The organism is Streptomyces sp. NPDC090032 (genome assembly GCF_044748025.1).
Lineage (GTDB): Bacteria > Actinomycetota > Actinomycetes > Streptomycetales > Streptomycetaceae > Streptomyces.
The window spans coordinates 299,792-322,501 of sequence record NZ_JBIVFF010000002.1 but is presented as its reverse complement, the minus strand read 5'-3'; the positions used below and the strand labels follow the sequence as shown (position 1 = coordinate 322,501).

At 70.9% G+C, this 22,710-nt stretch carries 22 protein-coding genes; 10 read left to right on the top strand and 12 right to left on the bottom strand.

Annotated features, from left to right (window positions below):
- Positions 1-169: 169 nt before the first annotated feature.
- Entirely contained in the window at positions 170-2,527 is a 2,358-nt protein-coding gene (locus ACIPWY_RS05195; protein WP_393702965.1) for an ATP-binding cassette domain-containing protein, read from the top strand.
- Between the two features lie 36 nt (positions 2,528-2,563).
- Here the strand turns inward: ACIPWY_RS05195 and ACIPWY_RS05190 are convergent, their stop codons facing one another.
- The 5 genes from ACIPWY_RS05190 to ACIPWY_RS05170 all read right to left on the bottom strand — a co-directional run bounded on the left by ACIPWY_RS05190 (position 2,564) and on the right by ACIPWY_RS05170 (position 7,856).
- Positions 2,564-3,427: a lysophospholipid acyltransferase family protein gene (locus ACIPWY_RS05190; protein ID WP_362904929.1), complete on the bottom strand. Its 864-nt coding sequence runs from the start codon at positions 3,425-3,427 to the stop codon at positions 2,564-2,566.
- Entirely contained in the window at positions 3,424-4,197 is a 774-nt protein-coding gene (locus tag ACIPWY_RS05185) for a GNAT family N-acetyltransferase (RefSeq protein ID WP_393702967.1), read from the bottom strand. The genes ACIPWY_RS05190 and ACIPWY_RS05185 overlap by 4 nt, the downstream gene beginning before the upstream one ends.
- Before the next feature lie 288 nt (positions 4,198-4,485).
- Positions 4,486-5,235, bottom strand: coding sequence for a succinate dehydrogenase/fumarate reductase iron-sulfur subunit (locus tag ACIPWY_RS05180; protein ID WP_361394259.1), 750 nt, complete (start codon positions 5,233-5,235; stop codon positions 4,486-4,488).
- A complete protein-coding gene (locus tag ACIPWY_RS05175) occupies positions 5,232-7,181 on the bottom strand; it encodes a fumarate reductase/succinate dehydrogenase flavoprotein subunit (RefSeq protein WP_362904931.1) in 1,950 nt (649 codons plus the stop codon). The genes ACIPWY_RS05180 and ACIPWY_RS05175 overlap by 4 nt, the downstream gene beginning before the upstream one ends.
- 3 nt (positions 7,182-7,184) lie before the next feature.
- A complete protein-coding gene (locus ACIPWY_RS05170; protein ID WP_362905342.1) occupies positions 7,185-7,856 on the bottom strand; it encodes a succinate dehydrogenase in 672 nt (223 codons plus the stop codon).
- Positions 7,857-7,987: 131 nt separating this feature from the next.
- On the opposite strand from ACIPWY_RS05170, the gene ACIPWY_RS05165 reads away from it, so the two are divergent.
- Entirely contained in the window at positions 7,988-8,869 is an 882-nt protein-coding gene (locus ACIPWY_RS05165) for a LysR substrate-binding domain-containing protein (RefSeq protein ID WP_362904933.1), read from the top strand.
- Positions 8,870-9,124: 255 nt separating this feature from the next.
- Here the strand turns inward: ACIPWY_RS05165 and ACIPWY_RS05160 are convergent, their stop codons facing one another.
- The 4 genes from ACIPWY_RS05160 to ACIPWY_RS05145 all read right to left on the bottom strand — a co-directional run bounded on the left by ACIPWY_RS05160 (position 9,125) and on the right by ACIPWY_RS05145 (position 14,026).
- Positions 9,125-9,850, bottom strand: coding sequence for a VOC family protein (locus ACIPWY_RS05160; RefSeq protein ID WP_393702971.1), 726 nt, complete (start codon positions 9,848-9,850; stop codon positions 9,125-9,127).
- A gap of 7 nt (positions 9,851-9,857) precedes the next feature.
- Complete coding sequence (locus ACIPWY_RS05155) at positions 9,858-12,002, bottom strand: EAL domain-containing protein (protein ID WP_362904938.1); 2,145 nt, start codon at positions 12,000-12,002, stop codon at positions 9,858-9,860.
- Complete coding sequence (locus tag ACIPWY_RS05150) at positions 11,999-12,811, bottom strand: SAM-dependent methyltransferase (protein ID WP_362904940.1); 813 nt, start codon at positions 12,809-12,811, stop codon at positions 11,999-12,001. The genes ACIPWY_RS05155 and ACIPWY_RS05150 overlap by 4 nt, the downstream gene beginning before the upstream one ends.
- 255 nt (positions 12,812-13,066) lie before the next feature.
- Entirely contained in the window at positions 13,067-14,026 is a 960-nt protein-coding gene (locus ACIPWY_RS05145) for an SCO0930 family lipoprotein (RefSeq protein WP_389546017.1), read from the bottom strand.
- Positions 14,027-14,286: 260 nt separating this feature from the next.
- Between ACIPWY_RS05145 and ACIPWY_RS05140 the strand changes: the two genes are divergently transcribed.
- Complete coding sequence (locus tag ACIPWY_RS05140) at positions 14,287-14,811, top strand: hypothetical protein (protein ID WP_393702974.1); 525 nt, start codon at positions 14,287-14,289, stop codon at positions 14,809-14,811.
- Between the two features lie 15 nt (positions 14,812-14,826).
- Positions 14,827-15,591: a DUF4239 domain-containing protein gene (locus ACIPWY_RS05135; protein ID WP_362904946.1), complete on the top strand. Its 765-nt coding sequence runs from the start codon at positions 14,827-14,829 to the stop codon at positions 15,589-15,591.
- A gap of 27 nt (positions 15,592-15,618) precedes the next feature.
- On the opposite strand, the gene ACIPWY_RS05130 is transcribed toward ACIPWY_RS05135, so the two are convergent.
- Positions 15,619-15,831 (bottom strand): DNA-binding protein, encoded by a 213-nt coding sequence (locus tag ACIPWY_RS05130; protein ID WP_362904948.1) that lies wholly within the window; start codon positions 15,829-15,831, stop codon positions 15,619-15,621.
- A 64-nt stretch (positions 15,832-15,895) separates the two neighbouring features.
- Here ACIPWY_RS05130 and ACIPWY_RS05125 point away from each other — a divergent pair, with 64 nt between their 5' ends.
- On the top strand, positions 15,896-16,150 hold the full coding sequence (locus tag ACIPWY_RS05125) for a hypothetical protein (protein WP_393702977.1): 255 nt from the start codon (positions 15,896-15,898) through the stop codon (positions 16,148-16,150).
- A gap of 117 nt (positions 16,151-16,267) precedes the next feature.
- Positions 16,268-16,930, top strand: coding sequence for a class F sortase (locus ACIPWY_RS05120; protein ID WP_362904952.1), 663 nt, complete (start codon positions 16,268-16,270; stop codon positions 16,928-16,930).
- 21 nt (positions 16,931-16,951) lie between these two features.
- On the opposite strand, the gene ACIPWY_RS05115 is transcribed toward ACIPWY_RS05120, so the two are convergent.
- Positions 16,952-17,794, bottom strand: a complete 843-nt coding sequence (locus tag ACIPWY_RS05115; RefSeq protein ID WP_362904954.1) for a polysaccharide deacetylase family protein — start codon at positions 17,792-17,794, stop codon at positions 16,952-16,954.
- Between the two features lie 158 nt (positions 17,795-17,952).
- Between ACIPWY_RS05115 and ACIPWY_RS05110 the strand changes: the two genes are divergently transcribed.
- Positions 17,953-18,414: a universal stress protein gene (locus tag ACIPWY_RS05110; protein ID WP_362904956.1), complete on the top strand. Its 462-nt coding sequence runs from the start codon at positions 17,953-17,955 to the stop codon at positions 18,412-18,414.
- Positions 18,415-18,533: 119 nt separating this feature from the next.
- The gene (locus tag ACIPWY_RS05105) at positions 18,534-19,973 is read left to right on the top strand and encodes an amino acid permease (RefSeq protein ID WP_401532269.1); all 1,440 of its coding nucleotides are present in this window, start codon (positions 18,534-18,536) and stop codon (positions 19,971-19,973) included.
- Positions 19,974-20,004: 31 nt separating this feature from the next.
- On the opposite strand, the gene ACIPWY_RS05100 is transcribed toward ACIPWY_RS05105, so the two are convergent.
- Positions 20,005-21,255, bottom strand: a complete 1,251-nt coding sequence (locus ACIPWY_RS05100) for a CapA family protein (RefSeq protein WP_401532268.1) — start codon at positions 21,253-21,255, stop codon at positions 20,005-20,007.
- Positions 21,256-21,481: 226 nt separating this feature from the next.
- Between ACIPWY_RS05100 and ACIPWY_RS05095 the strand changes: the two genes are divergently transcribed.
- Both ACIPWY_RS05095 and ACIPWY_RS05090 read left to right on the top strand, forming a co-directional pair.
- A complete protein-coding gene (locus ACIPWY_RS05095) occupies positions 21,482-22,036 on the top strand; it encodes a sigma-70 family RNA polymerase sigma factor (RefSeq protein WP_362904963.1) in 555 nt (184 codons plus the stop codon).
- A 145-nt stretch (positions 22,037-22,181) separates the two neighbouring features.
- Positions 22,182-22,700 (top strand): hypothetical protein, encoded by a 519-nt coding sequence (locus tag ACIPWY_RS05090; RefSeq protein WP_362904966.1) that lies wholly within the window; start codon positions 22,182-22,184, stop codon positions 22,698-22,700.
- Positions 22,701-22,710 lie beyond the last annotated feature (10 nt).

Below are 22,710 nucleotides of genomic sequence, written 5' to 3'. Positions count from 1 at the left end.
TCTCCCCCGGGGGGGGGGGGGGGGGGGGGGGGGGGGGGGGGGTCTCGGGGCGGGCCCCCCCCCCCCCCGCCCCCCCGGCGGCCCCCCGGCACGGGCCCCCCACGACCTAGAATCGTAGGGTTTGCCCCTGCGTGACACCTCATCCGAGCCACCCTACGGAGCCCGCACCATGCACGAGCCCGACCACGATCCGTTCGTCCGTGTGCGGGGTGCCCGTGAGCACAATCTGCGGGGCGTCGACGTGGACATCCCGCGCGACGTGCTCGCCGTCTTCACGGGGGTCTCCGGCTCGGGGAAGTCCTCTCTCGCGTTCGGCACGATCTACGCCGAGGCGCAGCGCCGCTACTTCGAGTCCGTGGCCCCGTACGCGCGCCGCCTCATTCACCAGGTGGGCGCCCCCAAGGTCGGCGAGATCACCGGCCTTCCGCCGGCGGTCTCACTCCAGCAGCGCCGCTCCTCCCCCACGTCCCGCTCGTCCGTCGGCACGGTGACAACGCTGTCGAACTCGCTGCGCATGCTGTTCTCGCGTGCGGGCGACTATCCGCCGGGCGCGGAACAGCTGGACTCCGACGCCTTCTCGCCGAACACGGCGGCCGGGGCGTGCCCCGACTGTCACGGGCTCGGCGTGGTGCACCGCACGACGGAGGCGCTCCTCGTGCCCGACCCGTCCCTGTCCGTCCGCGAGGGCGCGATCGCCGCGTGGCCGGGTGCCTGGCAGGGCAAGAACCTGCGCGACGTCCTGGACACGCTCGGACACGACATCGACCGGCCTTGGCGTGAACTGCCGCAGGACGAACGGGACTGGATCCTCTTCACGGACGACCAGCCCGTCGTCACCGTGCACCCCGTCCGCGACGCGGGCCGGATCCAACGCCCCTACCAGGGCACGTACATGAGCGCGAACCGCTACGTCCTCAAGACGTTCGCGGACTCCAAGAGCCAGACGCTGCGCACGAAAGCGGAGCGGTTCCTCGACAGCGCGCCCTGCCCGACGTGCGGCGGGGCGCGGCTGCGGGCCGAGTCGCTCGCGGTGACCTTCGGCGGCCGTTCCATCGCGGATCTCGCGCGTCTGCCGCTCGCGGACCTGGCGAAGATCCTCGACGTCCCGGGCGACGCCTCCGAGACCGCGCGGGTCCTCACCGGCGACCTCCTGGCCCGGATCGCCACCGTCACCGAGCTCGGCCTCGGCTACCTCAGCCTGGACCGCGCCACGCCCACGCTGTCCGCCGGCGAGCTCCAACGCCTGCGCCTGGCAACGCAGTTGCGCTCCGGCCTGTTCGGTGTGGTCTACGTGCTCGACGAGCCGTCGGCGGGCCTGCACCCGGCCGACACGGAGTCGCTCCTCACGGTCCTCGACCGGCTCAAGGCGGCCGGCAACTCGGTGTTCGTCGTCGAGCACCACATGGATGTCGTCCGCAAGGCCGACTGGCTCGTCGACGTCGGCCCGCTGGCGGGCGAGCACGGCGGCCGCGTCCTGCACAGCGGTCCCGTGGCGGACCTGGCGTCCGTCGCGGACTCGGCGACGGCGCGCTTCCTCTTCGGCCGCGAGCCGATGCCCGCGCGCACGGTGCGGGAGCCGCGCGGCAGGCTGAGGGTCGGCCCGGTGACCCGGCACAATCTGCGCGACGTGTCGGTGGACGTACCGCTGTCGACGTTCACGGCCGTCACCGGTGTCTCCGGCTCCGGGAAGTCCACGCTCATCGGCTCGATCACCGAGGAACTGGAGGGCGTGGGCCGCCTCGTCGTGGTCGACCAGAAGCCGATCGGGCGCACGCCGCGCTCCAACCTGGCCACGTACACGGGCCTGTTCGACGTCGTACGGAAGGTGTTCGCGGCCACCGACGAGGCGAAGGCCCGCAAGTACGGCGTGGGACGGTTCTCCTTCAATGTGGCCGGAGGCCGCTGCGAGACCTGCCAGGGCGAGGGCTTCGTCAGCGTCGAGCTCCTCTTCCTGCCGAGCACGTACGCGCCCTGCCCGGACTGCGGCGGCGCGCGCTACAACTCCGCGACCCTCCAAGTCCGCTACCGGGGAAGGAACATCGCGGAGGTTCTCGACATGACGGTGGAGGGCGCCGCCGCGTTCTTCGAGGAGGCGGGCGACGACGCCCCGGCCGTCGTCCGCAGTCTGCGTACTCTCCTGGACGTGGGCCTCGGCTATCTGCGGCTCGGCCAGCCCGCCACCGAGCTGTCCGGCGGCGAGGCCCAACGCATCAAGCTGGCGGGCGAGTTGCAGCGGGTGCGGCGCGGCCACACCCTCTATCTCTTCGACGAGCCCACGGCGGGTCTGCACCCCGCCGACACCGAGGTCCTGATGCGGCAGCTGCACGGTCTCGTCGACACGGGCAGCTCGGTGGTCGTCGTCGAGCACGACATGACGGTCGTGGCCGGCGCCGACTGGGTCATCGACATGGGACCGGGCGGCGGCGACGAGGGCGGACACATCGTCGCCCAGGGCCCGCCCGCGGAGGTGGCGCGGGCCAGGGGCAGCCGTACGGCTCCCTATCTGGCCCGCGCGCTGGCCCGGTGACCTGTCACGGTGACCTGTCGCGGCCGGGGTCACCTCTCAAGCGGCCCGCACGGGGGCCCGGTCACCGCCGGGTGTCGGATGCGGGATGCGCGGCCCGCCGCCGAATCCGCCCCCGCGGACGATGACCGTCTCCGCCTCCTCCGTGAGGCTCTTGCGGTCGGGATGGCCGCCCGGGACGATCACGGGCAGCACCTCCATCTCGGCGACTGTTCCGCGCGTCACGGCGATCCGCCACAGGGACGCGAGGAGCGGGTCGTCGCCGACGAACGCGGGCGCGGTGCTGAGGGCTCCCCCGGCGGTCCGGTAGGAGATCCGCACCGGCTGCACCGGCACACCGGCGTCCAGGGCGGCCTGGAACACGGCACGCCGGAAGGGTCCCTGCGCGCGGCCGCACCACGTACTGCCCTCGGGGAACGCGGCCACCGCGGCACCGGCGCGCAGGGCGTCGGCGATCCGCGCGACGGTGTCGGGCAGGGCCCGCAGCCGGTCCCGCTCGATGAAGAGCGTGCCGCCCCGCGCGGCGATCGGCCCGGCCACGGGCCAGGAGGCCACCTCCCGCTTGGCGAGCATGCGGGCCGGGCGGGCCACAGCGGTCAGCGGTATGTCGAGCCACGAGATGTGATTGGCCACGACGAGCACTCCCCCGGCCGGCACGACGGCCCCCGTGATCCGCACGCGCACCCCCACCGCCCGCACCAGACCCCGGCACCAGCGTCTGACCAGGGCGTCGCGCACCCGGGACGGGCAGCGTCCCACCACGGGTGTCAGGGCGACGCCGAGGGCCGTGACGAACACGAGTACCAGGAGCCGGAGCACGGCGCGCGGCGCGCCCGCCACGGCTCCGTCCGCCTGGGCGCAGCTCTGCGGGGTGCAGGGCGCGCTGGGCAGCCAGGCGCTCACCAGGCCGGGGCGAGCGAGAGGAAGTGCCGCATGTAGCGCGGGTTGACGCTGCGCATCGACAGCAGTACGTACAGGTCGGCGACGCCGAAGTCCGGGTCGTGGGCCGGCTCTCCGCACACCCAGGCGCCGAGCCGAAGATAGCCGCGCAGGAGCGGCGGCAGCTCGGTGCGTCCCTGGCGCTCGACGCCCTCGGAGGACCAGGGCAGCCGGGGACGTACGCGGAACTCCTCGGGCGCGAGGTACTTGTCCCGCACCCGGTCCCAGGTGCCCGCGGCGAGCTGTCCGCCGTCGGCGAGCGGCAGGGAGCAGCAGCCGGCCAGCCACTCGTGACCACCGCGCTCCATGTAGCGCGCGATGCCCGCCCAGATCAGGCCTATGACGGCGCCGTCGCGGTGGTCGGGGTGGACGCAGGAGCGGCCGACCTCGACAAGGCCGGGGCGGATCGCGGCGAGCGGGCCGAGGTCGAACTCGCCCTCCGAGTAGAGCCGCCCCGCGACCGCGGCGCGCTCGGGCGGCAGCAGCCGGTAGGTGCCGACGACCTGTCCGGTGGTGGTGTCACGGACCAGAAGGTGGTCGCAGTACGCGTCGAAGGCGTCGATGTCGAGGCCGGGTTCGGGCGTGGCGAGCACGGCGCCCATCTCCAGGGCGAAGACGTCGTGGCGCAGCCGCTGCGCGGCCCTGACATCGGCCTCGTCGCGGGCCAGGGTGACGGTGTAGTGGGTGGTCCCTGCGGCGGGCGGCGCGGCGGGGGCGAGGGTGGGGACGGTCATGGCTCTCTCCGGGACAGGGGCCTCAGCGGCACGTGGGCGGACAGGGCCGCTGGGGAGCGCGGCCTGTCCGGTTACGTTCTTCCGCCGTGCGCTGGCGTGCGCGTGGCCGCCAGCGGGATCCCGGATGTGCGGATGTTGAATGGCAGAAGCCCACAGGGGCGCCCGGGCACAAACCCGGACACGATGCGGGGCCGGAAATCCTGACGGGACCGGGGGTTGAGCACCACTCCCGGTCCCGCCCGCCCGCGCTGTGCCGCGGGACGTCTTGCGTGCGTCGGCCGTACGGCCTCAGCCCCTGCTGACCTTGCGGGTCGCCCGCAGCCACTCCTTGTTCATCGCGGCGATCGACGGCAGCGGGATCCCCTTCGGGCACGCCGTCGCGCACTCGCCCGTCAGTGTGCAGCCGCCGAAGCCCTCGGCATCCATCTGCCCGACCATGTCGAGGACACGGGTCTCGCGCTCGGGCGCGCCCTGCGGCAGGACGTTGAGGTGGTTGACCTTCGCCGAGGTGAACAGCATCGCCGAGCCGTTCGGGCAGGCAGCCACGCACGCGCCGCAGCCGATGCACTCGGCGTGCTCGAACGCGAAGTCCGCGTCGGGCTTGGGCACGGGTGTCGCGTGCGCCTCGGGCGCTGCCCCGGTCGGCGCGCTGATGTAGCCGCCGGCCTGGATGATCCGGTCGAAGGCGGTCCGGTCGACGACGAGGTCCTTCACCACGGGGAAGGCGGAGGCACGCCACGGCTCGATGTCGATGGTGTCGCCGTCCTTGAAGGACCGCATGTGGAGCTGGCAGGTCGTGGTCCGCTCGGGGCCGTGCGCGTCGCCGTTGATGACGAGCGAGCAGGCGCCGCAGATGCCCTCACGGCAGTCGTGGTCGAACGCGACGGGGTCGTCGCCCTTGAGGATGAGCTCCTCGTTGAGCGTGTCGAGCATCTCCAGGAACGACATGTCCTGCGAGATGCCGTCCACGTCGTACGTGGACATGGCGCCTTCGGCGTCGGCGTTCTTCTGGCGCCAGACGCGCAGGGTGAGCTTCATGCGTAGCTCCGCTGAGTGGGGTGGACGTACTCGAAGACGAGGTCTTCCTTGTGCAGGACGGGGGCGTCACCGGTGCCGGTGAACTCCCAGGCGGCCGCGTAGGAGAACTCCTCGTCGCGGCGGGCGGCCTCGCCGTCCGGGGTCTGGGACTCCTCGCGGAAGTGGCCGCCGCAGGACTCGGCGCGGTGCAGGGCGTCGAGACACATGAGCTCGGCGAGCTCCAGGTAGTCGACGATGCGGTTGGCCTTCTCCAGCGACTGGTTGAACTCCTCGCCGGTGCCCGGCACCTTGATGCGGCGCCAGAACTCCTCGCGGATCTGCGGGATCCGGTCGAGGGCCTTGCGCAGGCCTTCGTCCGTACGGGCCATGCCGCAGAACTCCCACATGAGTTCGCCGAGTTCACGGTGGAAGGAGTCGGGGGTGCGGTCGCCGTCGACGGCGAGGAGGAGGTGGAGGCGGTCCTCGGTCTCGGCCAACACTTCCTGGACGACGGGGTGTTCGCTGCTCACCTCTTCGTGGTGCGGGTTGCGCGCGAGATAGTCGTTGATGGTCGACGGCAGCACGAAGTAGCCGTCGGCCAGACCCTGCATGAGCGCGCTCGCGCCGAGGCGGTTCGCGCCGTGGTCGGAGAAGTTGGCCTCACCGACCGCGAAGAGGCCCGGGATCGTCGTCTGCAGGTCGTAGTCGACCCACAGGCCGCCCATCGTGTAGTGCACGGCGGGGTAGATCCGCATCGGCACCTCGTAGGGGTTCTCCGCGGTGATCCGCGCGTACATGTCGAAGAGGTTGCCGTACTTCTCCTCGACGGCCTTCTTGCCCATGCGGCTGATCGCGTCGGCGAAGTCGAGGTACACGCCCTGGCCGCCGGGGCCCACTCCCCTGCCCTCGTCGCACACGTTCTTCGCGGCGCGCGAGGCGATGTCGCGGGGCACGAGGTTGCCGAAGGACGGGTAGATGCGCTCCAGGTAGTAGTCGCGCTCGTCCTCGGGGATCTTGTTCGGCGGGCGGTCGTCGCCCTTGGCCTTGGGGACCCAGATCCGGCCGTCGTTGCGCAGCGACTCACTCATCAGCGTCAGCTTCGACTGGTGGTCGCCGGTGCGCGGGATGCACGTGGGGTGGATCTGGGTGAAGCAGGGGTTCGCGAAGTAGGCGCCGCGGCGATGGGCCCGCCACACCGCCGTCGCATTGGAGTTCATGGCGTTCGTCGATAGGTAGAAGACGTTGCCGTAGCCGCCGGACGCGAGGACGACGGCGTCGGCGAAGTACGTGTCGATCTTCCCGGTGACCAGGTCGCGGGCGACGATGCCGCGCGCCTTGCCGTCGACGACGATCACGTCGAGCATCTCGGTGCGCGCGTGCATCTCGATGTTCCCGGCGGCGATCTGCCGGGACAGCGCCTGGTACGCGCCGAGGAGGAGCTGCTGGCCCGTCTGGCCGCGGGCGTAGAACGTACGGGAGACCTGGACGCCGCCGAAGGAGCGGGTGTCGAGCAGGCCGCCGTACTCGCGGGCGAACGGGACGCCCTGCGCGACACACTGGTCGATGATCTCCACGGAGATCTGCGCAAGGCGGTGGACGTTCGACTCACGGGCGCGGAAGTCGCCGCCCTTGACCGTGTCGTAGAAGAGACGGTGCACGGAGTCGCCGTCGTTGCGGTAGTTCTTCGCGGCGTTGATGCCGCCCTGCGCGGCGATCGAATGGGCGCGTCGCGGGGAGTCCTGGTAGCAGAACTGGACGACGTGGTAGCCCTGTTCGGCGAGCGTGGCGCCCGCGGAGCCGCCGGCCAGGCCGGTGCCGACGACGATCACGGTGTGCTTGCGGCGGTTGGCCGGGTTGACCAGCTTCGCCTCGAAGCGGCGGGTGTCCCAGCGCTCGTTGACGGGGCCCTCGGGGGCCTTGGTGTCGACGACCGGCTCTCCGGTCGCGTACTCCGCGTAGGAATTCATGGGTCAGCTCACCACTCCGGTCATGACGCCCACGGGTACGGCGACGAAGCCGGCCGTGAGCAGCAGCGCGAGAACATTGGCGATGGTCTTCAGGACCCGGTCGCGGGTCGCGCTGCCCACGCCGAGGGTCTGCGCCGCGCTCCAGAAGCCGTGCTGGACGTGCAGGCCGAGCGCGAGCACCGCGGCGATGTAGACGACGTCGCCGTACCAGGTGGAGAAGGTGTCGATCACGTTCTGGTACGGGTGGCCCGGCTGGAAGCCGCCCGGGTGCGCGGTGCCGGTTGTCAGGTCGAGGATGTGCCACACGATGAACAGCGCGAGGATGATGCCGCCCCAGCGCATCGTGCGCGTGGCGTAGCTCGAACGCGCCTTCTTGTGCACGTACTTGGCCGGGCGGGCCCTGATGTCGCGTCGGCTCAGCTGGTACGCGGACGTGGCGTGTGCGACGACGGCGACCACGAGCACGACGCGGACGAGCCACAGCGTCCACTCGTAGTGCATGAACGGCTCACCGACCGTGCGCAGCCAGTGGGCGTAGTGGTTGAACTCGCCCGGCCCGAAGAAGATCTTCAGGTTGCCGATCATGTGGACGACCAAGTAGAGCAGCATGATCAGGCCGCTCACGGCCATCACTGTCTTCTTGCCGACGGACGAGTCCCAGAGCGTACGCGTCATGGACGGCCGTCGGTCCGTCCGTGTTGCCAGAGCCATGCCACGCACGCTAGAGCCGATGAGCCCGATCGGTCCAAGACATGGTCCGGCTCATTTCCATAGGCACAGGCTATCGAGCGATTACTGTGGGGGTCATGCAGTTCCAGCAGCTCCAGTACTTCGTCGCGGTCGCCGAGACCCGGCACTTCACCCGGGCCGCCGAGGCCGTCCATGTCGCCCAGCCGTCGCTGTCCCAGCAGATCCGGTCCCTGGAGCGGGAGCTGGGCGCGGATCTCTTCCTGCGCGCCCGCGGGAACATCACGCTCACCGACGCGGGCGAGGCGCTCCTGCCACTGGCCCGCCGCATCCTCGCCGACGCGGACACGGCGCGACAGGAGGTGCAGGAGCTGGCGCAGCTCAAGAGCGGCCGGGTGCGGCTCGGTGCCACGCCCTCGCTGTGCACGGGTCTGCTGCCCGACGTGCTCCGCACCTTTCACGACCGGTATCCCGGCATCCGGCTGATGATCGAGGAGGGCGGCTCCCTCGACCTCGTACGCGAACTCGCGCGCGGCGCGCTGGATCTGGCGCTCGTGGTGCTGCCGCTGCCCGCGCCGGCGCCCGCGCTGACGACCGTGGAGCTGCTGCGGGAGGACCTGGTGGTCGTCTCGTCACCGGACGCGCCGCGGCCCGGGCGGGGGCGGTCCGTGCACATCGCCGATCTTGAGGGCGAGCGGCTTGTGATGTTCCGGCACGGCTATGACCTGCGGGAACTGACCGTTGCCGCGTGCCGGGCGGAGGGGTTCGAGCCGGATTTCGCGGTGGAGGGCGGGGAGATGGACGCGGTGCTGGGATTTGTGCGGGCGGGGCTGGGGGTGGCCGTCGTGCCGCACATGGTCGCCACGCGGGCGGGGGCCGATCTGCGGGTGACCCCGCTGGCCCGTCCCGGGCTGCACCGGACGATTGCGCTGGCCCATCGCAGCGACGTGGCTCCGCCTCGGGCTGCGCGGGAGCTTCAGCGGATGCTGCTTGAGCGGTGACGCATTCTTTTGGCGGGGGATGTGTGCGGGTCGTCTTTGGGGGGGTTGCGCAGTTCCCCGCGCCCCTGATCGTGGGGGCGGGGTGCTTTGTCTGGTGCCGGTGGTGGGTGGGATTTGCGCGGTTCCCCGCGCCCCCGATCGTGGGGGTCGGAGTGTTTTGTCGGGTGCCGGTCGTTCGTGGGATTTGCGCAGTTCCCCGCGCCCCTGAGGGGGTTCGTGGGATTTGCGTAGGCCTGAGCGTCGGGGGCCCGTTGGTTACTCGGGAGGTCTGGACGTCAGGCAGTAGGTCGTTTCCGTGGGGTCCTGTAGGACCAGCCAGTGACTGTGCCTTGCCAGGAGTGTCGCGCCCAGGGATTCGTGCCAGGTGCGCGTTGCTTCGATGTCTGTGCAGGCCAGGTCCAGGTGGGCGCCGGTGGGGCGGGCCGTCGTGAGGCGTTGCAGCAGGATTCGTACCGGGAGTTCCGCCGGGGGGCGGATCGCGTGGAACTCCGGGAGCCTGTCCGGCGTCGAGGTCCAGCCCGTGAACTCGGTCCAGAAGTCGATCTCCGCCTCGTACACCGACGGAGCCAGGTCCACGCAGACCTGGTCCAGGTGGCTCCTCGTCCCGTCGGGGGCCGTGACGGGGTCGGGGCGCCGGTGCTCGCCGGACCACGGGACCAGGCAGAACAGCTGGCCGCCGGGTGAGCTCAGGACCTCCAGGCCGTCCTCCGCGTGGACGGGTGTCGCGCCGAGGCGGCGCGCCAGGCGCGTCGTCCGAGCAAGGTCGTCCACCGCGAAGTCCAGGTGTGCGCCGCCGGGGCCGTTGACCGCCTGCGCCTTCAGGTACGGATCGGCGGAGCCGTCCGGCAGCAGCGTCGCGAACTCGTCGTGGTCGCCGCGAGGAGCGGACAGCGTCGTCCCCGTGACCCGCGTCCAGAAGTCGCAGGCCACCCCGAACCGCTCCGCGGGCCGGTCGACGAAGGCGTACACCCAGCGGATCACCGGGCCCTCACCCCGTCGCGTCGCACAGGGCGAGCTCGTGCAGGCGGTCCGGCGGGCCGGGGCGCGCGTAGTACCAGCCCTGCGCGGTGTCGCAGCCCAGGTCGCGCAGCTGCTCGGCCTGCGCGCCCGTCTCCACGCCCTCCACGGTGACCGAGAGGTCGAGGCTGTGCGCGAGCCCGACGATGCCCTCGACGATCTTCAGGTCGACACGGTCGGCAGGGAACCGCTGCATTCCCTGTGTGAAGGAGCGGTCCAGCTTGAGGACGCTCACCGGGAGCCGGCGCAGGTTCGCGAGGTTCGAGTAGCCCGTACCGAAGTCGTCGAGCGCGATGTCCACACCCATCTCGGCGAGCCGGCGCAGCGGCTTGAGGAGATCGTCGTCCGCGCCGATCAGGGCGGACTCGGTGACCTCAAGGCAGAGCGCGCCGGGTGCGAGCCCGAAGCGCTCCAGGATGTCGACCGTGTCGGAGACGAGGCCCGGGTGGGTGAGCTGCATCGGGGACAGATTCACGTTGATGCGCAGAGGCCCGGCGTCCTCGTAACGCTCCTGCCAGACCCGGGCCTGACGTACGGACTCCTCCAGGACCCAGCGCCCGAGGGGCACGATGAGGCCCGTGTCCTCGGCGAGGGGGATGAACTGGTCGGGCCCGAGCACCCCGTGCTGCGGATGCAGCCACCGCACCAGCGCCTCGGCGCCCCGCACGCTGCCGTCGTCGAGGCGCACGAGCGGCTGGTACTCGATGAAGAACTCGCCCCGCTCCAAGGCCGCGGGCAGCGCGGTGGTGAGGCCGTGCCGGGTGATGGCGCGCGCGTCGGCCTCGGGGTCGGCGAGCTCGTAGCGGTTGCCGCCCGCCGACTTGGCCCGGTACATGGTGATGTCGGCGCTGCGCAACACCTCCGCAGGGCTGCGCTCCCCCGCCGCGGGCCCCTCCACGATGCCGATGGACCCGCGTACGGTCAGCTCGCGGCCGTCGATACGGATGGGGGCGGCCAGCGCGTGCATGATGCGCCCGGCCAGGTCGTCGACCTCGGACACTGTCTCCCGGCCGGTGGTCAGTGCGACGAACTCGTCGCCGCCGAGCCTCGCCACCATCTCTCCGGGCGCGGTCGCGCAGGCCTGGAGGCGGTCGGCGACCTCGACGAGGAGTCGGTCGCCCGCCGCATGGCCGAGGCTGTCGTTGATGGTCTTGAAGCCGTCGAGGTCGAGGTAGCACAGGCCGAAGCGCATGCCGTCGCCGGCCGCGAGCGCCTTCTCCAGGCGCTCGAAGAACAGGGTCCTGTTGGGGAGCCCGGTGAGCGCGTCGTGGGTGGCCTCGTAGCGCAGCCGCAGGTTCAGGAGGCGACGCTCGGTGGTGTCCTCCATCAGCGCCAGCTGGTACTGCGGCACGCCGTCGGCGTCCCGCAGGAGGGAGACGGTCAGGTTCGTCCACAGGGAGGTGCCGTCGGGGCGGTGGAACGCCTTCTCCACGCGGTAGTGCTCGCGCTCGCCGCGCACCAGTTCCGCGTACAGGCGCCACACGTGCGGCGCGTCGTCGGGGTGGGTCCACTCGACGACGTTGCGACCGCGCACCAGGTTCTCGGCGCCGCCGAACATGCGCACCAGCGCGTCGTTGGCCTCCAGGACCGTGCCTTCGAGGTCTGCTATGCCGATGCCGATGGCCGCGCCGTGGAACACCGCGCGGAAGCGCGCCTCGCTCGCGTGCAGGGCCTCGGCCACCGCGCTGCGCGCGCTCAACGCGGCCCGTGAGATGGCTTCCTGCTCGGTGAGGGTCCGCTCGCGCAGGGCCTGGGCGAAGCCGGCCGCGACGGAGTGCTGGAGTCGTGCGCAGCGCGCCCGCAGCTCTTCCTCGCGCCGGTCGTCGTCGGTACGGCAGTACAGGACGAGGTACGCGTCGACGACGTCGAGGGTGCGGGTGAGCGCCTCGGGGTCGGTGCAGTGCACGCCGATCAGGGAGGCGCCGACGGCCTGGGCCGCGGGCGCGTCGAGGGTCCGCTCGCCGAGCGCGTCCCGCAACCGCCGTGCGAGCGGCATGAGTTCCTTCTCGAACTCGATCCGGGTCAGGGAGGTCGCCGTCACCGGGAAGATCGCCCGGCTCCAGATGGTGGCGAACCTGCGCAGTCTGTCCTCGGGTCCGTCCGGTTCGCCGCTCACGCCTTGCGCCCCACGCCGGCGTACCCCGAGAAGGCATAGGGGTCCTCGTCCGCGGGCGCGTTCTCCGGCCGCCATTCGGGCATCTGCACGAGTCCGGGTTCCACCATCTCGTATCCCTCGAAGAACCGCGCGATCTCGTCGCGCGAGCGCATGATCAGCGGGTTGCGGATGTTCTTGTACACGTCGACCGTGCCTGCGGCGCGCGCGGCGGGCACGGGGATGCCCTCGTACGCGGCGTGCGTGACGATTAGGAGGCTGCCGGGCGCGAGGGCGTCCCGCAGCTCGGCGACGGCGGCCTGCGGGTCGTCCGCGTCCTCGACGAAGTGCAGGACGGCGACGAGGAGCAGGGCGACCGGCTTGTCCAGGTCGAGGAGTTCACCGACCTCGGGGGCCGCGAGGATCTCCCGGGGCTTGCGCAGGTCGGCTGCCACGACGGCCGCGCGCTCGTTGCCGTCGAGGACGGCCCGGCTGTGCGCGACGGCGACCGGGTCGTGGTCGACGTACACGACGCGCGCTTCGGGGTCGGCCGCCTGGGCCACCTCATGGGCGTTGCCGAACGTGGGGATTCCGGATCCGATGTCCAGGAACTGGGTGACGCCCGCCTGGACCGCGTAACGCACCGCCCGACGCATGAAGGCACGATTCGCCTGCATGATCTTCGGGAGCCCCGGCAGGAACTCCATCGCCTTGCGGGCCGCTTCCCGGTCCACCTCGAAGTTGTGCGAACCGCCCAGGTAGTAGTCGTAGATCCGGGACACACTGGGCACCGAGATGTCGATGCCCTGAGGGGCCCAGGCGGGACGCTCCATCAATGTCTCCAAGGCGTAGGCGAGCCGGTGTTCGAGCTGAGGCTACTGATCGCCCGCCAATGGAGCGAGTCAAAACGGAAATTGACCGTCCGTTCTCGGTCACTGCCTCCGGCAAGTGCCGAATGGCAATGATCCGAAATCACCCCGAAACCCTCTCTGTTGCAACGGAAAAGAACCGGCCTGCTCCCTCCGCGTCACCACGGGGAGAACAGACCGGCGATTCGCCAAATCCGTCGCAGACTCTACGCGGTGCCCCTACTTGGGCGCTCCCACGGGCTTTCCCTCGGGCGAAGCGGCGTACCAAGTGCCGCCCACGCCCTGCCCATTGGTGTCGCCGGGCTTCTTGTCACCGGAGTAGGTGTAGATCGGCCAGCAGTTGATCGTCTGCTGCTTGCCGCCGTCAGGACGGTCGTACGTCATGAAGCCCTTCTTGAGGATGCCCTTCGTGTCGTTCTTCGCCACGGGCGCGACGGCCGGCCAGTTCTCCGCGCAGGTGTCGACACAGTTCGACTTGATGGGCCACGCCGAGTCCTTGAGGAACCGGTAGACGGTCATTCCGTTCTTGTCGACGACGATCTCGCCGAGCTTCGGGTCCTTGCGCGTGGAAAGGCCGGCCAGGTCGGCGGGCTGCGCGGCGGCGGGGCTCGCCTTCTTGCCGTCGGGACCGGCGGCGTACCACACGCCCCCTACGCCCTGCCCCTTCGCGTCGCCGGGCTTGGTGTCCATCGCGTACCGGTACATGGGCCAGCCGTCGATCGTCAGCTGCTTGGTGCCGTCGGCCGCGGTGACCTCGCCGAGCAGCGACTGGTCGACGCCGGGCGCGGCCTCGGCGCCGTCCGCGGGGACCACGGGCCACGCCTTGAGGCAGGCGTCGTCACAGTTCGACTTGGGCGGCTGCGCGGTGTCCTTGTCGAAGCGGTACATCGTGAAGCCCGCACTGTCCGTGAGGACCTGGCCGAGCTTCTTGCTGTCCCAGGTCGCGAGCTGCCCGGCCGGCTTGGCCTTGGCCGCCCCCGCGTCCTTCGCGTCCCCGGATCCGTAGCCGTCCGAGCCGCCGTACGCGTCCCCGTTGCCGTAACCGCCTTGCGCCGGGGCGGCGTTGCCCACGGACTGGCCGTTGGGCGACTGGTCGCCCTGGTCCTGACCGCACGCCGTCGTCAGCGCCAGCAGGGCCGCAGCTGTCGCTACGAGTGAGGCGCTCCGCCAGGTGTTCATTGCCAACTCCCGCTGTTTGCTTGGGTGTTGTGCGATCCCGGAAGGGGCCGCACATGGCCCTAGGTACGCGCGGCGACTGCGGGTGCGTTCAACGGGGCGGAAATTTTCTTTTCGGCGAGGGGGCGCGGGACGCATTCGGGCGGGACCGGCGTGCGCTCCGGTGGCCGCGGGCAAACCTGGCGCCCCCCATCTCCCCACCTTCGGACCAATCCGCGGCGGCCGGGGCGTGGCAGCGGCTCGCGCCGCCCATGATCTCCGTCGTGTACGGATCCAGAGGGGCCAGGTCGACCCTGGTCACACGGGTGGTGGCGGTGCTCGCGCTGGTCTGGCTGATGGGCTCGCCCGCGGCCGGTGCCACGGTGGCCGCGCTGACCCCGGCCGACGACTGCGCGTACGCCTCGATCGGCGAAGGCGGCGATGCGATAGCCCGCGCCGGTGACGGCGTCGTCTGCCGGGCGGGCCCGGTCAAGCCACCGCCACGGAAGCCCCCGCCGCCCCCGGCCCCCAAACCACCGCCACCACCACCGCCTCCTCCACCACCACCCCCACCGCCGCCGCCACCACCTCCTCCACCACCTCCTCCTCCGCCACCCGTGAAGGCCCCGCCGCCGCCCGCCCCGAAGCCGACGGTGCGTCCCAAGCCTTCGCCGACGCCGGTCAGTTACCCCGAATACCGCCCCGCGCCCCGTAAGGCGCCGCCGAGCGGCGGGCCTTCCCTGGTCTCGCTCACCCTGCTCATCACCGCGCCCGCGGTGCTCGCCGTCGCCGCGCTGCGCCCGCGCTGACCACCGGAGGTCCCGTTGTCGGAATGGCTTGTTCTCACCCTCGCGATGGTGGCCGCGTGCGCGGTCGTCCTCGTCGTGACCGTCCTTCAGCAGCGCCGGATCGGTGACGACGACGACCCGAGCGAGACCCCGGACGTCATCGAGTACATGACGATGATGATCGGCGTGGTGTACGCGATCGTCCTGGGCCTCGCCATCGCGGGCGTCTGGGAGGGCCGCAGCGCCGCCCAGGACCACGTACGCAACGAGGCGCAGGCGCTGCACGAGATCCATGAACGCGTCCGCGTCTATCCCACGGAGGTCAGAACCCGTATCCGCTCGGATGTCGACACCTATGTCAGCCATGTCGTCACCACCGAGTGGCGCACGATGAAGAACAAGGGCCATCTCACCGCCGAGGGGACCCGGCTCCTCGACAAAGTGCGCCACGACGTCACCGACTACCAGCCGAAGACGGACTTCGAGGCGCAGGCCTATCAGCCGCTGCTCGACCAGATCACCGCCGCGGACGACGCCCGCAACGCGCGCGCGGACTCCACCGGCGCCACGATGCCGGGCGTGGTCTGGTTCGGCCTGATCGCGGGAGGGCTCGTCACCATCGGCATGGTCTTCGCACTCCAGATCCGCAGAACGGCACGCGAACTGGTCCTCGCCGGGCTCTTCTCGGCGCTGATCGCCTTCCTGCTCTTCCTGGTCTGGGACCTCGACGCGCCTTACAGCCGCGGGGTCGCAGCCACCGTGGAACCGTTCCTCATGCTGTTCCCGCACGCCGGAGGATGAGGCCGGCGGGCCGCGCTCACCTCCCGGTCAGCGCGGCCCGCCCAGCGCGAGGCCCTGTTCGGCCAACGCCTCGCCGAGGACCCGCAGCGCCTTGGGACCCATCCCGTGCAGGGCCTTCAGCTCGTTCACGGGCACGCCCGCGAGCTGGGCGAGTTCCGTGTATCCGGCCGCGTTGAGCGCGCGCAGCGCCGGAGCGCCGATGCCGCGCGGAAAACCGGTGGGTGCGGTGCTGTCCGTCATCACTGCCTGCCTCTCCAGTGGGGCGCGGGCTGCGCCCTGCGCCCCGGCGACGCACTCTGGTGCCATGACTGCCTGGCACACCCCTATCGTCGTACACCCTCCCGCGCCCGAGGGCGGGCGGCATGTCACCGTGCGGGGGCGGGCCGTCGGGCTCGCGCACAGTGATCAGGACCTGGTCCGGCTGCTGCGCGAGGCCGGGCTCGGCGAGTCCGACATGACTCTCGACGATCCCCATCTGGTCGAGTGGCGCGGCGCGGGCCCGCACATTTGGCACACGACGGGTTCCGACGAGCCGTCACCGCACCGCCCCGTCGCCTGACCGGCGGAAGCGTTGCCCCGTTCGCACCTGCTCTGTGGCCCGCCGCGTGCGCCGCGCTTAGTTTTTTCGTAAGCGCAAGTGACGCGGTCTCGCCGCCGCGTTGAGAGGGGTGAACGAATGTCTTCGTCCCAGCCGGCCGACGAGGAGGGTAAGCAGAAGAAGCGCGCGCCGTGGGGCGTGATCGCGCTGGTTCTGCTCACCGGACTCGCGCTGATTCGCAATGGAACGGGGGAATTCGACATCGGTCCCCCGCAGCCCGCATCCGCGGCGGCGGCGGATCTCCGCTCCCCGTCCACGTCCGGCGCGAAGGCGCCGAAGCCGCTGCCGTTCTCCGCGGCGAACCGGGTGAAGATCCCGGCGCTCCAGGTGGACGCCCCGGTCACGCCCGTAGGGGTCGACCCGGACGGCTGGGTGGAAGCCCCGCCGCCCGAGGACCCGAATCTCGCGGGCTGGTTCACCGGTGGCGTGTCTCCGGGCGAGAAGGGCACCGCGGTCGTCGTCGGCCATGTCGACAACGACCAGGGGCCCGCGGTCTTCTACGGCCTCGGCTCGCTCAAAAAGGGAAACCACGTCGAGGTTCTGCGCCAGGACCAGAAGACCGCCGTGTTCGAGATCTACGGCATCCAGGTCTTCGAGAAGGCGAATTTCCCCGGGAACCGTGTCTACGGCAGCACCGGTGCGTCCGAACTGAGGGTGATCACGTGCGGCGGCGGATTCTCCAAGGAGAACGGCTACGACGGAAACGTCGTCGTCTTCGCCCGCCTGGTCGAGGTGCGCTGACCCGGCGGGCGAAAACCCGGCTCAGACTCCCCGACGCCTGGGCACCATGATGCGATAGCCCGATTCGAGGAGTTCCGGCAGATAGGTGCGCAGGGCGGCAACACTGTGGGAGCGGTTACCGCCCGCGTCATGGCTGAGGACCACCACGCCGGGGGCCGCCTCGGCCCGGACCGTCCGGACGATGGCGCGGGTGCCCGGCACCGGCTCCGTCCAGTCGTTGGTGTCGAGGGTCCAGGCGAGGGGTTCCATGCCGAGTCCGGCGCCGATCCGGAAGACGTTGCGGTTCCAGGCTCCGTACGGCGCGCGGAACCAGGCGGGCGGCTCGCCGATCGTGTCGTCGATGATCTCGCAGGTCCGCTCGATCTCGGAGCGCACCGCCGAGCGCGACATCGTGGTCAGAAGGGGATGGGTCCAGGTGTGGTTGCCCACCACGTGGCCGTCGTCGGCCATCTCGCGCAGCAGGTCCCGGTTCCACTCGACCTGTTCCCCGCAGACGAAGAACATGGCTCGCACCTCGTGTTCACGCAGCGTCCGCAGGATCTGCGGGGTGTAGCGGGGGTCGGGCCCGTCGTCGAAGGTGAGGACCATGCTCCTGTCGTGGGCGTCCATCTGGAGGATCGGCTCGCGCCGTACTTTCAGGTGCTCGGGCGCCGCGTGCGGCGGACCGTATCCGGCCAAGGGCTGGAGGCGGTACAGGGAGGGCCGCATCGCCTTGGCCGCCTGCGGTCCTCCCGCGGCGGGGGCGGCCGAGTGGGGAGCGCCGGCGCCTCCGGTGCCGGTACAGCCGGCGACGGCGGCGAGGCCGAGGAGCGCGGCGCCGCGGAACAAGGCCCGCCGCCCTGGATCGTTCTGATCTGATTTCATGACCAATGCGTCGCACGGTGACCCCAGCGGGCCTGATTCCAACGCCGCGCCGCCGCCCGAAAGCACCCGATGGGACCAGCAGTGCCCGCGATGGGCCCGTACAGGAAGTGGCGCCCCCAACACCTGTGGGACCTGGGGTTTCCGCTAGCCTCACCGCTGTGAACGCAGAGCAGCCACACCAGTTCGAACGCGGTACGGACGGCCCCAAGGTGATCGTGGTCGGAGTGGACGGCTCCGACTCGTCGCTGCGCGCCGCGTCCTACGCCGGCGGCCTCGCGCGCCGCCAGCGCGCTCTCCTCGCCGTCGTCTACGTCCAGCCCGTCATGGCCACCGGCGCCGCGCTCGGCGTCCCCGTGGCCGACACCACGGACGAGATCGCCGAGGGTCTGATCGCCGAGATCAGGGAGGCGGCGGAGCGGGTGAAGGGCATATACGAGGTGCGCTGGGAGTTCCACACCTTCCGCGGCGACCCGTACAACGGCCTGGTCACCGCCGCGGACGAGCTGAAGGCGGACGCCGTGGTCGTCGGCGCGTCCGAACAGGCCGGGCACCGCATCGTCGGGTCGGTCGCGATCCGGCTGGTGAAGGCCGGGCGCTGGCCCGTCACCGTGGTGCCCTGACCACCAGAACCTCACGCGAACCCTCACACCCCATAGAGCGTGCCGTCTTCCGTCGCCGCCGCGGCTGGGCCATCATGATCGCCCGTCAGCCGACTGTCGTCCGCGAAGAGGTGGAGCCCATGGCCGGTCTCAGAGGACTTCGGATGGGGCAGGGCGTACTGCGCCGCAAGCCCATCGAACACATCGAGGAGGCCGAGGGCAGCAGCGAGCAGCAGCTCACCCGCTCCCTCGGTCTGTGGCAGCTCACCGCGATCGGGGTCGGCGGCATCATCGGCGCCGGCATCTTCACCCTCGCGGGCACGGTCGCCAACGGCACGGCGGGGCCCGCGGTCCTGGTCTCGTTCCTCATCGCGGGCGTCGCGAGCGCGGCCGCCGCGCTGTCGTACGCGGAGTTCGCCGGCCTCATCCCGAAGGCGGGGTCCGCCTACACGTACGGGTACGCGGTCCTCGGCGAGCTGGTCGGCTGGTTCATCGGCTGGGACCTGCTCCTTGAGTACACGGCGATCGTGGCGGTGGTCGCCATCGGCATCTCCGGCTACTTCGGCTTCCTGCTCGGCGAGATGGGGCTCGACCTGCCGAACTGGATGCTGGGTGCGCCGGGCACGGGCGACGGTCACAAGGTCGATCTGTTCGCCGCCCTGCTGTGTCTGCTGATCGCGTATCTGCTGACGCTCGGCATCAAGAACGCGGCGCGCTTCGAGACCATCGTGGTGGTCCTGAAGGTCCTGGTGGTGGTGCTCGTCATCGCGGTGGGCTTCTTCCACATCAACACGGGCAACTACACGCCGTTCTTCCCCTTCGGGGTCGGCGGCGCGTTCACCGGAGCGGCCACGGTCTTCTTCGCGGTCTTCGGTTACGACGCCATGTCGACGGCGGCCGAGGAGTCCAAGGACGCGCAGCGCCACATGCCGAAGGCGATCATCTACTCGCTCGCGATCTCGATGGTCCTGTACGTGCTGGCCTGCCTGGTCCTGACCGGCATGCAGAACTACAAGGACATCGACCCGGAGAGCGGCTTCTCGACCGCCTTCAAGTCGGTCGGCCTGAGCGGTCTCGCGGATGTCATCGCGGTGGGCGCGATCATCGGCATCCTCACGGTGATGTTCACGTTCATGCTGGGCGTCACGCGTGTGTGGTTCTCGATGAGCCGCGACGGGCTGCTGCCCAAGTGGTTCGCGAAGACCCATCCGACCCGGCACGTGCCGACGCGCGTGACGTGGATCGTCGGGTGCGCGTCGGCCCTCATCGCCGGGTTCCTGCCGATCGGGGAGGCGGCCGAGCTGACCAACATCGGCATCCTGCTGGCGTTCGGCGTGGTGTGCATCGCGGTGATCGTGCTGCGCTACAAGAAGCCCGACCTGCCCCGCACGTTCCGCACTCCGGGTATGCCGGTGGTGCCCGCCCTCGGGGTCGTCTTCTCGATCTGGCTGATCACGTTCCTGCAGTGGCAGACGTGGGTGCGGTTCGCCGTGTGGTTCGCCGTCGGGCTCGTCATCTACTTCGGCTACTCGTACAAGCGGTCGGAGCTGGCGAGGACGGACCCGCTGGCGAAGCCCTGACCGTACCGGCCCGTCGCCTCCTGCTCGTCGCCTAGCGGCCCATCGTCAGGCCGTCCTCGGCCGCGCCCCGGCTGAGGACGACCTGGCGGATCCGGTCGCGGACGTCCGCCAGGCCGAGGCCGTCGTGGATGGCCTGGTTGACGTTGATGACGCGGCCCGAGCCGACGTTGAACCACTGGGGGAGGAACTCGGCCTTGCGTACCTCCCAGCGCCCGCCCGGCTCGGCCGGGGGCGCGAAGGTGAAGCGGCCGATGGTGCCGTCGTTGCCGTGCGGGTCCTTGGCGCCCTCGCCGTCGAACATCTCGCCGGCGATCTGATCGCCCATGCCGTAGACCACCCAGGTGCCGTTGACCTTCTCGTACGCCTGCGGGACGTGCGCGTGCGTGCCGAGGATCAGGTCGATGTCGGGGCGGCCGTCGGTGCGCGACGCGGTGAGATCGTCAGCGAGACTCAGCTGGTCCTCGTCCGGCTCCTCCTGCCACTCGGTGCCCCAGTTCAGGGAGACGACGACCACGTCCGCGCCCGCTTTCCGGGCCGCCCGCGCATCGTCGACGATCTTCTGACCGTCGATCATGTTCACGGCCCACGGCCGCCCTTTGGGCAGCGGCCGGCCGTTCGTGTCGTGCGTGTACGCGAGGTGGGCGACCTTGGCGCCGCCGGCGCTCAGCCACCCGGGCCGGCCGGCCTCGGCGGCCGTGCGGGCCGAGCCCACGTGGCCGAGGCCCGCGCGGTCCATCGCGTCGAGGGTGCGGTCGATACCGGCGGCACCGTCGTCGAGGGTGTGGTTCGAGGCCGTGGAACACGCGTCGTAGCCCGTGGCACGCAGCCCTTCGGCCACCTCGGGCGGCGACTTGAAGTTCGGGTAGCCGGTGTAGTGGCCGTTGGCGCCGTAGACCGTCTCCATGTGACAGATCGCCAGGTTCGCCTTGGAGACGACCGGTTTCACGCCGGCCAGCATCGGCTCGAAGTCGTAGCCGTCGCCTCCCGCGTCGGTGTTCGCCTCCTTGATGATCGACGCGTGCGGCAGTACCTCACCGGAGGCGACGAGAGTGAAGTCGCGCTGCACGCCGGTGGCACCGCCCGCGGCCGACGGCGCCGGGCTGTCGCTGCCGCGGGGCGCCGCGCGATGCGTGCCGCTCTCGGGCGCCGCGCAGCCCGCGCCCGCCGCGATCAGCGCGGCCGCCAGGACCGCCGCGCCCTGCCGTGCGCGCCACGAGTGCTGCGCGTGCCGTGTGCGTCCTGTGTGCTGGGTGCGTCTCGTGCTCCGTGTGCGGTACGTCATCGGCCGAGCTCCATGGTTCGGTGAATAAGGTGATTTTCGACACACGCATACACGTACGGGCACCGGACCGAGTCAAGGCTCCATACCGCCGCAGTCGCTGGAACGGCGTCATGTTCCGCCCCTGTCGGCCCCGTTCACCGCACCGCTCGCCGACCGCATCGACCGCCCGCCGCAGACCACCGCCCGCGCTCTGGGCGTGAGGCGTGCGCTGCGCTGCCATACGGCCATGACGACCGCCATGAAGACCGAAGGACCCGCCGGAACGGCAGAACACGTACTGGCCGAGCTCCAACGCGAGCACGGCAGGCCGCTTCTCTCCTTCCTCCTGCGGCTGTGCGACGGCGACCGGCAGCGGGCGGAAGACCTGGTCCAGGAGACATTCGTGCGCGCCTGGCAGCACCCGGAGGCACTGCACGCCGACTACGAGTCCGTGCGGCCCTGGCTGTTCACCGTCGGGCGCAGGCTCGCCATAGACGCCCGGCGCGCGCGGCTCGCCCGGCCGCCGGAGATCGGCGGCACGGTCCTGGAGAGCGCGCGGGTCTGCGCCGACCACGCGGAGCGCTCGGCGGCCGCGCTCGATGTGCGCGAGGCCGTGGCGACGCTCAGCCCGGAACACCGGGCGGTGCTCCTGCAGGTGTACTTCCGGGGCGCCTCCGTGGCCGAGGCGGCCGAGGCGCTCGGCATCCCGCCCGGTACGGTGAAATCCCGCGCGTACTACGCGCTGCGCGCACTGCGCAGGGTGCTCCCGGGCTACGGGGCGAACCCGGCCGCCCCGCATTGAAACCGGACGGCAGGTCAAGCCTCCGTAAAGCGCCTTGCCCGATGCCCCGGTCCTCGATTGAGTAATCCGCTGTCCTCCCCTGCCCGGTCGGGCGCGAGGGCCCGGGGGCCGGCGGAGCGCACGGACCGGAGGAAGGCAGGAAGGGATGTTGCACGGGAGCAAGGAAGGCACATCGGGCGCCGGCGGCGGCGAACTGACGGTGCCGATGGCGTGGTTGTACGCCGAGTACATCGCCGATGAGCTGCTGCGCACCGGTGATCTGATGCCGCCCACGTCCTTCGAGTTCCGGGCCGGGCGCGACGCACTCGCACTGACGATCTTCCTGTCGGACACGGACGGCGAGCTGTCCGGCATCCGGGTCGTGTCCCAGCTGGAGACCTGGCTGTCGCTGACGGCGTACGACCAGCCGTGGCAGCACTGGGTGCGCGAGCACATGGGACGCCTGGCGGCGCAGGCACTCGATGAGAACAGACCTTCGCCGGACCTCGAACTGGCCGAGGCGGCGTGGCGATGGCTGGAGGAGACGGAGCTGCTCGCGCCGGACCTGGACTCCGTGCCGGGGCGCGGTCCGCTGCCCGACGAGGAGGACGACGGGCCGAAGGTGTGGACTCCCGCGTGGCAGCTGGGGCTGCCGCTCGGCCATCTGGCGATCCATCTGTTCTGAGGCCCTGCGC